The sequence below is a fragment of the Tsukamurella strandjordii genome (assembly GCF_039525985.1).
GTDB classification, from domain to species: Bacteria; Actinomycetota; Actinomycetes; order Mycobacteriales; family Mycobacteriaceae; genus Tsukamurella; species Tsukamurella strandjordii.
This window is the reverse complement of the sequence record NZ_BAAAII010000006.1, coordinates 219,280-232,257: the sequence shown is the minus strand read 5'-3', so window position 1 is coordinate 232,257 and position 12,978 is coordinate 219,280. Positions and strand designations below refer to the sequence as shown.

11 protein-coding genes, 1 tRNA gene and 1 pseudogene are annotated in these 12,978 nt (G+C 68.8%); 7 read left to right on the top strand and 6 right to left on the bottom strand.

What is annotated here, in order from left to right; all coding sequences use genetic code 11:
- Positions 1-14 precede the first annotated feature (14 nt).
- Complete coding sequence (locus ABD108_RS12375) at positions 15-527, bottom strand: GNAT family N-acetyltransferase (protein WP_343930444.1); 513 nt, start codon at positions 525-527, stop codon at positions 15-17.
- A 221-nt stretch (positions 528-748) separates the two neighbouring features.
- Between ABD108_RS12375 and ABD108_RS12370 the strand changes: the two genes are divergently transcribed.
- Positions 749-2,038 (top strand): acyltransferase, encoded by a 1,290-nt coding sequence (locus tag ABD108_RS12370; RefSeq protein WP_343930443.1) that lies wholly within the window; start codon positions 749-751, stop codon positions 2,036-2,038.
- Here ABD108_RS12370 and ABD108_RS12365 read toward each other — a convergent pair.
- The 4 genes and pseudogenes from ABD108_RS12365 to ABD108_RS12350 form a co-directional block, all read right to left on the bottom strand.
- A pseudogene (locus ABD108_RS12365) lies at positions 1,940-3,247 on the bottom strand (APC family permease); the annotation flags it as partial. The gene ABD108_RS12370 and the pseudogene ABD108_RS12365 sit on opposite strands and share 99 nt — an antisense overlap.
- Positions 3,248-3,343: 96 nt before the next feature.
- On the bottom strand, positions 3,344-4,627 hold the full coding sequence (locus ABD108_RS12360; protein WP_343930442.1) for a DUF7847 domain-containing protein: 1,284 nt from the start codon (positions 4,625-4,627) through the stop codon (positions 3,344-3,346).
- Positions 4,628-4,719: 92 nt separating this feature from the next.
- Positions 4,720-4,793, bottom strand: a tRNA-Gly gene (locus tag ABD108_RS12355).
- Positions 4,794-4,846: 53 nt separating this feature from the next.
- The gene (locus ABD108_RS12350; RefSeq protein ID WP_343930441.1) at positions 4,847-5,638 is read right to left on the bottom strand and encodes a sulfite exporter TauE/SafE family protein; all 792 of its coding nucleotides are present in this window, start codon (positions 5,636-5,638) and stop codon (positions 4,847-4,849) included.
- Positions 5,639-5,721: 83 nt separating this feature from the next.
- Here ABD108_RS12350 and ABD108_RS12345 point away from each other — a divergent pair, with 83 nt between their 5' ends.
- Both ABD108_RS12345 and ABD108_RS12340 read left to right on the top strand, forming a co-directional pair.
- Positions 5,722-6,546, top strand: a complete 825-nt coding sequence (locus ABD108_RS12345; protein WP_343930440.1) for a helix-turn-helix domain-containing protein — start codon at positions 5,722-5,724, stop codon at positions 6,544-6,546.
- Positions 6,543-7,343, top strand: a complete 801-nt coding sequence (locus ABD108_RS12340) for a crotonase/enoyl-CoA hydratase family protein (protein WP_343930439.1) — start codon at positions 6,543-6,545, stop codon at positions 7,341-7,343. Before ABD108_RS12345 ends, ABD108_RS12340 begins: the two co-directional genes overlap by 4 nt.
- On the opposite strand, the gene ABD108_RS12335 is transcribed toward ABD108_RS12340, so the two are convergent.
- The gene (locus tag ABD108_RS12335) at positions 7,330-7,887 is read right to left on the bottom strand and encodes a helix-turn-helix domain-containing protein (RefSeq protein ID WP_343930645.1); all 558 of its coding nucleotides are present in this window, start codon (positions 7,885-7,887) and stop codon (positions 7,330-7,332) included. The genes ABD108_RS12340 and ABD108_RS12335 overlap by 14 nt on opposite strands.
- Before the next feature lie 151 nt (positions 7,888-8,038).
- On the opposite strand from ABD108_RS12335, the gene speB reads away from it, so the two are divergent.
- Genes speB through ABD108_RS12315 form a run of 4 tightly spaced genes read left to right on the top strand, consistent with a single transcriptional unit; the run spans position 8,039 to position 12,976 of the window.
- A complete protein-coding gene (gene speB, locus ABD108_RS12330; RefSeq protein WP_220659424.1) occupies positions 8,039-9,001 on the top strand; it encodes an agmatinase in 963 nt (320 codons plus the stop codon).
- The gene (locus ABD108_RS12325; RefSeq protein ID WP_343930438.1) at positions 8,998-10,458 is read left to right on the top strand and encodes an amino acid permease; all 1,461 of its coding nucleotides are present in this window, start codon (positions 8,998-9,000) and stop codon (positions 10,456-10,458) included. Before speB ends, ABD108_RS12325 begins: the two co-directional genes overlap by 4 nt.
- A complete protein-coding gene (locus ABD108_RS12320; RefSeq protein WP_343930437.1) occupies positions 10,455-11,282 on the top strand; it encodes a carbon-nitrogen hydrolase family protein in 828 nt (275 codons plus the stop codon). Before ABD108_RS12325 ends, ABD108_RS12320 begins: the two co-directional genes overlap by 4 nt.
- Complete coding sequence (locus tag ABD108_RS12315) at positions 11,279-12,976, top strand: flavin monoamine oxidase family protein (protein WP_425579783.1); 1,698 nt, start codon at positions 11,279-11,281, stop codon at positions 12,974-12,976. Before ABD108_RS12320 ends, ABD108_RS12315 begins: the two co-directional genes overlap by 4 nt.
- Positions 12,977-12,978: the final 2 nt, after the last annotated feature.

Genomic DNA, 12,978 nt, shown 5'->3' with positions numbered 1-12,978 from the left:
TCAAGCGGCGGACTTCAGACCGATCGCCGCATCCGCAGTTCGTGGCAGTCCCACTCCGCGTCGTGACGCGCGGCCCCGTCGAGGTCGAAACCGTGCTTGCGGTAGAACGCGATGGCCCGCCCGTTGCCGGCGGCGACCCAGAGATACGCCGGGGTGCCGGGGTCGACGACGGCGTCCAGCAGCCGGCTCGCGACGCCCTGCCCGTGATGGCCGGGGAGCACGTTGAGCGACCACAGCTGGGTGCCGACCGGGGCATCGGCGTCGCGTGCCGGACCGCCGGTCGCCATGGCGATGATCTCGCCGCCCGCCACGTCCACCGCGCAGCGGGTACGGATGCCACGGGACTGCGCATCGTCGCGCTGCGCCACGATGGCGGTCCAGCCCGGAATTCGATCCGCGGCGGTCAGCCCGTCGAGCTTCACCTGGTCGACCAGCCCCGGATAGGTGGCCTTCCACACAGCGACGTGCACCGCGGCGAGCCGAGGTGCGTCTCCGTCGTCCAGTGGGCGGATCTCGTACCCGGTCATCACCCGATCGTGGCCGCTGCACCGCGTGGAATCAAGCGAAATCCGGCACGACCGCCGCACGCCGATAATGGAATCCCACACCCGTTCGAGTAGGATTCCTTACCAACGAATTGAGAGGTCCGGGGTGAAGACGCAGCCCGGGACACGCAGCACGCACGTGGAGCAGAACGTCGATACACGATAAGAAGTCACCAGCGTCCCCCGGCACGGCTCCCGTCAGTGTGAAGCCCCGCAGGGCGCTCACCGCCGACCTGGTGCGCGTGCTGTTGTTCACCGGCGTCGTGGTGGCGCACTGCGTGAACTACATCAACTTCACGCCCGATGTGGTGCGCCCGGCCGGCCTGATCGCCACCCTGCTGCACCTCACGCGGTACGGGTTCGTGGCAGTCACGCTGTTCGTGCTGGTGCTCAGCATGCGCGGTCGGGACATGTCCCCGACCCAGTTCTGGCGCCGGCGGTTCGGTCTCGTGGTGGCGCCCTACCTGGTGTGGACGGTGGTGTACTCCATCACCGACCACCTGCTCATCGAGGACAATCCGTTCCCCTCGCCCGGACGGTTCTTCGGTGACCTGGCGCGCACCACACTCACCGGCGATGCGAAGTACCAGCTCTACTTCCTGTTGATCTCGATGCAGATCTACCTGGTGTTCCCCTGGCTTTCCCGCTTCATGAAACGGACCTCCGGGCATCCGTGGTTGGTGCTGTCCGCGGCGGCCGTGATCCAGGTCGCGGTGTTCGCCTTCTACCAGTACTTCCCGGAGCCCGAGGGGCGCGCCTGGGAGACCTTGTTCAATCACATGTGGAAGCTGCTTCCCATGTACGCGTTGTTCATCGCCATCGGCATGCTCGCGGCGCAGCACTACGATGCGGTCTCTGCCTGGCTCCGAGCGCGCGCCGTGCCGGTGGTCATCGCGTGCGGGCTGGCGGCGGCGTTCAGCATCGTCGCGTATCTGCGCGCCACCGAACCCGGAGATGTCCCCGAGGACGCCGCCACCGCGTGGAATCCCACGCTGCTCCCCTGGCTCGTCGGAGGCCTCGTCCTGCTCTGGCTCGCCGCCATGAAGTGGGACGATCTGCGCACGGCGGGGTTGCCTGTCGGAGAGCGCGCGGTGACCTACGCCACCATCCGGGCTTTCGGCGCCTTCGCCGTGCACCCGCTGGTCCTCGACCTGCTCGGCTACCTCGGCTTCTACCCGCTCCTGTACGAGTGGTTCCCGGCATCCGCGACCCTGCGCACTCTGACCCTCGTCGTGGTGGTGCTGGCCATCTCGCTGCTGTTCATCGACACCGTGCTGCGGACGCCACTGAGCCGCTGGGTGGTGGCCCGCGATCGGATTCCGTTGCGCCGCCCGAAGCCGGAAAAGCTAGCGCCGGTGGTCGACGAGACGATTGCCGCGGGCTCGGTACCGTGCCATGACTCCGACGAGGACTGCGAGCACGAGGGCGATCGCCCAGGCACCGGCCGTGAACTTCATGGCCAGCACCACCACGGCCGCCACGCCCGTCAGTAGCGCACCGAAACCGTTGAGCGCGGCCCGCACTCGCCAATCGGGGCCACGCACCGCGGACCAATGCCGGACCATTCCCGCCTGCGCCAGGGTGAAACCGACGAACACGCCGATCGCGAAGAGCGGGACGAGGGCGTTCATATCCGCACCCGAGAGCACCAGCAGCACGGCCGCGGTGGCGGCGAGCGCGAGCACACTCACCGTGTACACCCCGCGCTCGTTGCGGCGGGTGAGGATCTCGGGGAGGTAGCCGTCGCGGGCGACCACGCACAGCAGGGTCGGGAGACCACCGAACGAGGTGTTGGCGGCCAGCGCCAGCAGCAGCACTGTGGCGCCCTGGACCAGGAAGTACCCCACGCCGTGACCGAGTGATCCCTCGGTGACCTGCGCGAGAACCGTTACCCCGTCCTGCGGGACCACTCCGTACCGTTCGATGAGGGCGGCGATGCCCAGCATCATCGTGCCGAGCAGAACGCCCAGGATCACCTCGGTGCGCTGCGCCCGCCGCACGCGCGGCTCGCGGAACTCGGGGACGGCATTGGCGATGGCCTCCACCCCCGTGAGTGCGGAGCAACCGCTCGCGAAGGCCTTGAGCAGCAGCAGGACTCCGACGGTCTGTGTCGCCTCAGGCGAGACTGCCGGGGCCATCGACTGACCGCCCGTGACGAGACCGACCACGATCACCGTGAGGACCGAGCCGACGAACAGCACCGTGGGGACGGCGAGCGCGTAGGCGCTCGCGGTGAGGCCGCGCAGGTTGAGTGCGGTGATCACGACGAGCACCAGGAGGCCGATCTCAACGAGGTACGGTCGCGTCTGCGGCACCGCGGAGGCCAGGGCCGCAACCCCCGCGGCCACGGACACCGCGACGTTGAGCACGTAGTCGACCACCAGCGAGGCCGCGGCGAGCAGTGCCGCCGGACGCCCTAGCCGGGCGCGCGCCACACCGTACGAGCCTCCACCCTCGGGGTAGGCGCGGATCACCTGTCGGTAGGAGAAGACGAGCACCACGAGCAGCACCACGATCGCCGCACTCACGGGCAGGGTGAAACCGAGCCCGACGGTGCCGGCCGTCGCGAGGACGAGCGCGATCGCCTCCGGGCCGTAGGCCACCGACGCCATCGCATCGAGTGACAGTCCGGCAAGGCCCGACGAAGTGGTCAAACGGCGACGCTCCGGGGCGTCCCGCGGGGGCCGATCGGCGCGCAACATCACACTCACCGATCGAGTCTGCGACCGATTCCGGCCGCCACCCGTGTTCCTGACGGGTCCTTGACGTCAAGGTCCCGTCAAGTCAGAAGCGAAGACTCACACCGGACGCGGCGGTGCCCACACTCCCGGTCCGGCGGGCAGTCCGGTCTGCGCCTGGTAGGCGGCTGCCGACTGCAGAACGAGGTCGAATCGTTCCGTCCGCATCCGCTGATCCGTGTAGAGCAGGGTCTGCACAGACGACATGAACGGCATGGTGATGATTCCGCCGATCGCAGTTCCGATCGATGACAACGCGAGCCCCAGCACCGAGGTGCCGGCGACCGTACCGATGGTGCTGTCGTTCGCAGCCAGCACCAGGCCGATGTTGAAGGGGATCCCGACGACGGTGTTGATGGCCATCACGATCAGGTAGGTCAACAACATGATGCCCAGCAGACGCCAGAATCCCGGTCGCTGGAGCTGGAAACCACGTCGCAGTGCATTGATTGAACCGCGTCCTTCAAGTACGACCGAAGCAGTCGCCATCGCGAACGCCGGCATCAGGCCGACCACGATGACCACCATGATTACGAACATGAGGATGGCCACGAATACTCCTGCGACCCAACTGCCTGCGCCGACCAGCGCCACCGTGAGCAATCCGATCATGATGAGGGTCGGGACGAGGTAGATCAGCGCTTGGAGCACGACCAATCCGATCAGGGGCCACAGGCGGGGCACGAGGGCACGCCAGGCCGAGCCTGCGCCCGTCTTATCGCCGAGCACGGAACGGGCGACGACCACTGTGAGCATGCCAGTGAGAATCGTTGTGGCGATCATCGAGATCAGCGTGCCCCCGAGGGCGGACGCGCCGGATGCGATCGACGTCGACAGAATCGCCGGTTCGTCCTCGGAGCCCGGGTCGACGGTGACGTCGGTCAGGGGAATCTGGCCGATGAACGCCACGAGATTCGAAAGAACGACGATGATCGCCGTGAACCCGATCATGACCCCCGGGTTCGTACGAATAGCAGTGATGGCTCCGCCGTAGATGTCACCGAGGCTCAGCGGACGAAGCGGCACGCTACCGGGCTCGGGCGCCGACGGTGCGCCCCAACCGTATTGCTGCTGGGGATACGCAGGGTATCCGTTTCCCTGCGGATAACCGGCCGGGTATCCCGGCGGAGGTGCGGAATACCCCGGCGGGGGCGCGTTATACCCCGGGCCGACTAGCTGCTGCGGAGGGTAGCCCGCGGGTGGGGCACCGGGCGCGACGTAGCCCGGTGCCGGGTACGCGGCCGGGAACTGGCCTGTCGGCGCGTTTGCGCCGTCCTGCGGAGTCCCTTCGGTGCCGTTCGTCGGTTCGTGCGGGCTCGCCTGGGGCGTGTCGTCGCTGCTCACGCAAACATCGTGCCTGGCCCGTCGAATTCAGACAAGTGAACCGAAGAAACGAGTCGGGGCACCGTCTGATCGACGATGCCCCGACTCGGAAGTGGAGCGGGCGACGGGAATCGAACCCGCGTAGCTAGTTTGGAAGACTAGGGCTCTACCATTGAGCTACGCCCGCGTAGTGCGCGAGTCAGCTTACCCGGTACGCACGGCGGCCGGAAATTCAGGTGCTCAGAGCCCCCACACCAGGTTCGCCGCCATCGCCATCGCGACCACCACGAGCAGTCCCACGTAGCAGCGCGCGTGCACCGCGTCGGGGATGTGTGGGCCGCGTCGCCGCAGGTAGACGATCACGGGAAGCGATCCGAGCAGCAGAGCCCCCGCAGCCCGGAGATCGACCGCACCGACGAATCCGGTGCCAGCACCCATCGGACGCCCGCCCGATACCAGTAGGAAGACGATCGCGGCCGGCACCGCCACGGCCAGGGTCAGCGGATTCGCCAAGGCTGTCGCCGTGGACATCCGGTGGCCGGCACGCCGCATCACAGGCACCGTGAGCACACTGCCGCCCACGCCGAGAAACGCCGCCACAGCGCCGATGGGCAGCCCCACCCAGGATTGCAGCGGCCGCACCGGACCGTCGGCCACCTGCAGGAAGCCGGGCCGCACCAGCGTGGAGGCGATCGTGAGCACCAGATAGACCAGGAATCCCCACGCGATCACCGGGCCGGCCGCGAACCGCGCCGCCACCGCACCGGCCACTCCACCCAGGCCGAGCAGCACCAGAAGCGGTCCACTCCCCCGCAACTCCGCCACGACATCGCGCGAGGTCGAGGCCGTCGCCACCAGCGCTCCCACCACCATCAGCACCGACGATGTCGCCACGGCGACACGGGCGGCATCGTCGCCCAGCGCGACCTCCGCCCAGACCAGCACGGGGACGGCCACGAAACCACCCCCGAACCCGAACAATGCGGTGGTCACACCCGACGCGATACCCACGATCACTAAGCCCAGAACCATCACCCGTCCAGTGCACCGTGCACACACAGCGTCCGGCAATCGAAATCCGGCCGATGATCTTCGAGAGTCGGTACGCTGGCCCCGTGCGCAACATCCCCATCGCCACGATCGAGGAGCTGCCCAGGGATGTGCTCCCTGTGGGCACCGACTACGCCGACGGGTACGTGCTGGACTGGCACCGGCACCGTCGAGCCCAGTTCCTCTACAGCGCAACCGGAGTCATGCAGCTCGAGACCTCCGGCGGAGCGTGGTCCGTGCCCACCGACCGCGCGGTCCTCATCCCTCCGGGTGAGCGGCATCTGATGCGCACTCATCACGTGAGCACACGCAGCCTGTACATCGAACCCGCCGCCGTGCCGTGGTGGCCGCAGCAGTGCACCGTGGTCGATATGACCCCGCTCCTGCGCGAACTCCTCCTCACCGCAGTGGAATTCGACGAAGACTACGACACCGCCGGCCGCGACGGCGCGGTGATCACACTGATGCTCCATGAGATCGCCGCGCTCGCCCCGCTCCCGCTGCACGTTCCACTCCCGGCGGACCCCGAGTTGTCGGCCCTGTGCCGCGATTACCTCGCTGCGCCCGATGTGGCGATCGACAACGCCGCCTGGGCCGCCCGCGTCGGCCGCAGCGAGCGCGCCTTCACCCGACGATTCCGGGTGCAGACGGGTACGGCCCCGGCGCAGTGGCGCCGCCGGGCGCGATTACTCGCGGCACTGCCGATGTTGCGCACCGCCACCGTCTCCGAGACCGCCTCCGCCCTTGGTTATGCCACGCCCGCCGCGTTCACCGCGGCATTCACCGCCGAATTCGGGCTTCCACCGTCTCGCGCGAGCGGTGCGTGGCCCTCGCGGGAACACGGGACCGGCACCGCCAGTACCGCTGCACGGCTTAGGGTCGAGCCATGACCGAGCCACTGCTGATCGAGCGCGACGGCACCGTCGTGACCTGGACGCTCAACGATCCCGCCGCCCGCAATCCCGTGTCCGACGAGGCCGTGATCGCCGCCATCGAGACCGCCGTCGCCGACGTGAACCGGGACGATTCGGTGCGTGCGGTGATCCTCACCGGAGCGGGTTCAGCCTTCAGCTCGGGCGGCAACGTCAAGCACATGCGCGACAAGGAGGGCATGTTCGGCGGCACACCCACCGAACAGCGGCAGGGCTATCGCCATGGCATCCAACGTATCCCACGCGCGCTGTACCACTGTGAGGTTCCCACGATCGCCGCGGTCAACGGCCCCGCGATCGGCGCCGGCTGCGATCTGACGATGATGTGCGATCTGCGGGTCGCGTCCACCCGCGCGGTCTTCGCCGAGAGCTTCGTCAAGGTGGGACTGATCCCGGGCGACGGCGGCGCGTGGCTGCTCCCCCGCATCGTGGGGATGGCCCGCGCCACCGAGATGGCGTTCACCGGCGAGGCGATCGACGCGCAGACCGCGCTCGATTGGGGCATCGTCTCGAGCGTCGTCGAACCGGACGATCTGCTGCCCGCCGCCCGGGCGCTGGCGGACCGGATCGCCGCCAACCCGCCGCAGGCGCTGCGGATGACGAAGCGGTTGCTGCGCGAGGGCCAGCATCAGAGCCTGGATGCGCTCCTCGAACTCTCGGCCGCCATGCAGGCCATCGCGCACACCACCGCCGATCACCATGAGGCCGTGGCCGCGATGCTCGACAAGCGGCCGCCCGAGTTCACCGGGCGGTAGACCGCTCCCCACCCGGTAGTGCGGGGGCCATCACCCAGAGCACCCGGGCACCGTCGGGTCCGGCGCGGAAGGTGTGCGGCGCCCCCGGATCGAAGGTGAGCGCGTCTCCCGCCGCGAGATCGACGGTGCGGTCGGGCGGGAAGCCCAGCCGCAGCGTGCCGCGCTGGACCAGGACGAACGAGACCTCGGCGGGGAGCCCGTAGGCGTCATCGCCGCTGCCGCCGCCCGGCTCGATGTCGCTGAGCAGCACTTGCACGCGTCGCTCACCGACCGGGGTCAGTAGATACTCGGCGAGTCCGGTACCGCCGAACCGGATACGCGGGTACGCGTCGGCACGCACCACATCGCCGCCGGTCCCGCCGTCGAAGAGCGAACCCACCGGAACATCGAGAACACTGCACAACTTGATGAGCGTTCCCACGGAGGGCGCCGCCAGGCCGCGCTCGATCTTCGAGAGGTACCCCTTGGTGACCCCGACGCCGTCGGCGACATCGGCCAGGGTCAACCGCCGCGATCGGCGCGCCGCATTGAGCGCCGGGCCCATCCGATCCGGCGCTGCCAGAACGGCATCCGCACCGACGGTAGCGTCGTCCAACACCGGTATCCTTTCATGAAACTCGAGTTGACATCCCGGTCGGTGTCCCACACTATGTGATCCAACCCACAAACGCAGCCCTGTGCGAGAGGATCGACCCGTGCCCCACGACTCCCAGCCCATCGGCCCCGTCGACGCCAGCGCGATCCCCCGCTATTGCGGACCGGAGACCTTCGCGCGCCTACCCCGCCTCGACCAGGTGGACTCCGCCGCGGTCGCGGTGCTCGGTATTCCGTTCGACAGCGGGGTGAGCTACCGCCCCGGCGCACGGTTCGGCCCCGGCCACATCCGCGCCTCCTCCAAGCTGCTGCGCCCGTACAACCCGGCCCTGGACGTCTCGCCGTTCGCGGTGCATCAGGTGGCCGACGCGGGCGATCTGCCGGTGAATCCGTTCAACATCGAAGAGGCGCTCGCCACCGTGCAGGCCGAGATCTCCCGCCTGCGGTCGGCCGGCTCGAAGGTGCTCACCCTCGGCGGCGATCACACGCTCGCGCTGCCCATCCTGCGCGCCGTCGCCGCCGACCGCGGCCCCGTCGCGGTGCTGCACTTCGACGCCCACCTGGACACCTGGGACACCTACTTCGGCGCCCCCTACACGCACGGCACACCGTTCCGCCGGGCCAGCGAGGAGGGGCTGATCGACCTGCACCGCTCGATGCACATCGGCATCCGCGGCCCGCTCTACAGCGAGCAGGACCTCACGGACGACGGCGTGCTCGGCTTCCAGGTGGTGCGCTCGGACGACTACGAGAACGACGGCCTGGACGCGGTGATCGAACGCATGCGTCGCCGCCTGGGCGACGGCCCCGTGTACGTCTCCGTGGACATCGACGTCCTCGATCCCGCGCACGCCCCCGGCACCGGCACCCCCGAGGCCGGCGGCATGACGAGCCGCGAGCTGCTCAACACCCTCCGCGCACTGGTCGGCACCGATGTGGTGGGCGCCGACGTCGTCGAGGTCGCACCGCCGTACGACCACGCCGAACTCACCGGCATCGCTGCGGCACACGTCGCCTACGAGCTCCTCTCGGTGCTCGCGCGCAACGAAGCGGCGAATCGATGACGATCATGGACGCGCTGGTGGCGCGCAAGCCGGTCGACCGCATCCTGGCCGACAGCGCCGCCGAACACGGCGACGGCCCCACGCTGAAGCGCTCGATGGGCCTCGGGCACCTCACCGCGCTCTCCATCGGCGCCTCCCTGGGCACCGGCATCTTCGTGATCCTCGGCGAGGCGACGCCCGAGGCGGGCCCCGCCGTGATCGTCGCGTTCATCCTGGCCGCCGTGACCGCGCTGTTCTCCGCCCTGTCCTACGCCGAGCTCGCCGGCACCATCCCCGTCTCCGGCAGCGCCTACTCCTACGCCTACGCGACCATCGGCGAGTTCTTCGCCTGGGTCTGCGGATGGTGCCTCCTACTGGAGTACGGCGTCTCCATCGCCGCGGTCGCCGTCGGGTGGGGCCAGTACATCAATGAGCTCTCCCGCACGCTGTTCGACGTGGAGCTGCCGACCGCACTCTCCGCGCCGCCCGGCGACGGGGGCCTGGTCAACGTTCCCGCGATGGTGATCGTCGCCCTGGCCTGCCTGATCCTGGTAGGCGGTGCCACCGAGAGCGCGCGCCTGAACACCGCCATGGTGATCCTCAAGGTGTGCATCCTGGTGTTCTTCTGCGCCATCGCCTTCACCGCCTTCAAGGCGAGCAACCTGTCGCCGTTCATGCCCTTCGGCACAGCGGGGGTGTGGACCGCGGCGGCCATGGTGTTCTTCTCCTACATCGGATTCGACGCGGCCTCCACCGCAGGCAACGAGGCCAAGGACCCGCGCCGCGACCTGCCGCGCGCGATCATCCTCTCGCTCGGCATCATCACAGTGCTGTACTGCCTGGTCGCCCTCGCCGCCGTGGGCGCGATGCCCTGGCAGGAATTCGGTGGCACGGAGGCGTCACTCGCCAAGGTGCTCACCGATGTCACGCAGAGCACCTGGCCCGCCGTGGTGCTGTCCATCGGCGCCGTGATCGCCATCGCGAGCGTGGTGCTCGCCGTCATGTACGGCCAGACCCGCATCCTGTACACCATGGGCAAAGACGGCCTGGTGCCGTCAGTGTTCGCGAAAGTCAATGCACGCACCCGGGTTCCGGTGCGCAACATCCTCATCGTCGGGACGATCGTGGCACTGCTCGCCGGCCTGGTGCCGCTGGGCGAGCTGGCCAACGCCACCTCGATCGGATCACTGTTCGCCTTCGCGCTGGTCAACATCGGCGTGATCGTGCTGCGCAACACCCGGCCCGATCTCGATCGCACCTTCACCACCCCCTTCACCCTGAAGATCCCCTACGACGGCCGCACCTTCCAGCTGCCGCTGGTCCCCGTCGCGGGTGTCGCCTTCTGCAGCTACCTCATGTCGAAGATGCAGGCGCCCACCTGGATCGCCTTCACCCTCTGGACCCTCGTGGGGCTCGGCGTGTACTTCGCCTACGGCTATCGCAAGTCGCGGCTGCGGACCACTGAGACGTCGGCATGACGGTCACCGTCGCGATGTACCAGGGACCGTTCGGCACCGGTCCCGATGCCGACGTCAGCCGCAACCTCGCGGCCATCGAGGACGCGGCCGCACGAGCGGCGGCGGCCGGTGCGGACGTTCTCGTAACGCCCGAGCTGTCGATCACCGGCTACGACATCGGTCCCGCCGCGGCGGAACTCGCGCGCCCGCGCGGTGCCGAGTACCACGCCGAGATCGGGGCGCTCGTCGCGCGGTTCGGCATCGCCATCCTGTTCGGCTACCCGGAGAGCGACGGCGGCGCGGCGTACAACGCCGCCGCCGTGCTCGCGCCGGACGGACCCCACGCCTGGCGGGAACTGGCCCACTACCGCAAGACGCACCTGTTCGGCGATCTCGACCGCGCGGTCTTCGCGCCGGGCCACGACCTCACCGTGACCTTCCCCTTCGGCGATCTCACGTGCGGCCTGCTCACCTGCTACGACGTCGAGTTCCCGGAGGCGGTGCGGGCCCACGCCGATGCCGGAACCGACCTACTCCTGGTGCCGACGGGACTCATGGAGCCCTTCGGCGTGGTCGCCGAAGTGCTGGTGCCCGCGCGGGCCTATGAGAGCCAGATGTACATCGCGTATACCAACCACTGCGGCCGGGAGCTATCGCTGCAATACTGCGGCCTGAGCACCGCTGCGAACCCCGACGGGACCGTCGCAGCACGTGCCGGACGCGGGGAAGCGCTCGAACTGTTCACCGCCGATGGCGCGGCCCTCGCGACCTCGCGCACCGTCAACACCCACCTGCGCGATCGGCGCGCCGACCTGTACGACACCCGGAAAGGACCCGCACGGTGACCCAGCCCGCGATGCCCGCCCACTCGGACGAGGATCCCCGCCCGCTCACGATGTTCGGGCCGGACTTCCCCTTCGCCTACGACGACTGGGTATCGCACCCCGACGGCCTCGGGAGCATCCCCGAGGAGGCGCTCGGCACCGAGGTCGCCGTGATCGGCGGCGGACTCTCCGGACTCACCGCGGCCTATGAACTGGCGAAGCTCGGCCTCAAGCCCGTTGTGTACGAAGCCGACCGGATCGGCGGACGCATGCGCAGCGACCGGTTCGAGGGCTACTCCGACGAGCTCGTCGCGGAGATGGGCGCCATGCGGTTCCCGCCGTCGTCGACCACGCTGCAGCACTACTTCGACGCCATGGGGCTGCAGACGCACGCCTTCCCCAACCCGCTCTCGGACGCCACCCCCAGCACCGTGATCGACCTCAAGGGGCGCAGCCACTACGCGCACACCGTGGACGATCTGCCGCCCGAGTACGGCGAGGTGGCACGGGCGTGGGATGCGACACTGGCCGACTACGCCGACGCCGCCGAGCTCCAGGACGCGATCCGCGATCGCGACGCGCAGCGGATCCGCGCCGTGTGGTCGCGCCTGGTGGACCAGCTCGACGATCAGACCTTCTACGGATTCCTCACCGCCTCCGAGCACTTCCGCTCGTTCGCACACCGGGAGCTGTTCGGTCAGGTGGGATTCGGCACCGGCGGCTGGGACACCGACTACCCGAACTCGATGCTGGAGATCCTCCGCGTCACCTGCACCGCGGCCGACGATCATCACCGCGGAGTGGTAGGTGGATCGGACCAGTTGCCGAAGCGGCTGTGGGACACACCGTTCGACGGTAAGCGGTCGGTCCGCGACCTCAACGGCGGCGAGCACCGTCCGGCGGTCACCGCTATCCGGCGCACCTCGGGGCCCGACGGCGGGCCGCGCTACACCATCGTCGATGCCGGCGGCGAGACCCGCACCTACCCCGCCGCGATCTTCACCGGCCAGTCGTGGATGCTGCTCAACACCATCGACTGCGACGACGATCTGCTGCCGATCGATCACTGGACCGCGGTGGAGCGCACGCACTACATGGGCAGCTCCAAGGTCTTCGTCCTCGTCGACCGGCCGTTCTGGCGCGATCAGGACCCGGCCACCGGCCGCGACACCATGTCGATGACGCTCACCGACCGGATGAGCCGCGGCACCTACCTGCTCGATCACGGTCCGGACAGCCCCGCAGTGATCTGCCTGTCGTACACCTGGTCCGACGATTCGCTCAAGCTGCTCCCGCTCGACGTGAACGCCCGCATGGACCTGATGCTCAAGTCCCTGGGTGAGATCTACCCGAACGTCGACATCCGCAGCCACGTGATCGCCACCCCGAAGACGGTGTCGTGGGAGACCGAGCGCTACTTCATGGGTGCGTTCAAGGCGAACCTCCCGGGCCACTACCGGTATCAGGAGCGGCTCTTCACGCACTTCAAGCAGGACCGCCTCGATCCGCGACACCGCGGCTTCTTCCTGGCCGGCGACGACATCTCGTGGACGGCCGGCTGGGCCGAGGGCGCCCTCCAGACCGCACTCAACGCGGTCTGGGGCGTCGTGCGCCACCTCGGCGGCGCCTCGCACGCGAGCAATCCCGGCCCGGGCGATGTCTTCGACGAGATCGCCCCGGTGCGGCTCGGCGACGAACGCGGTTCCCGCGCCTGACC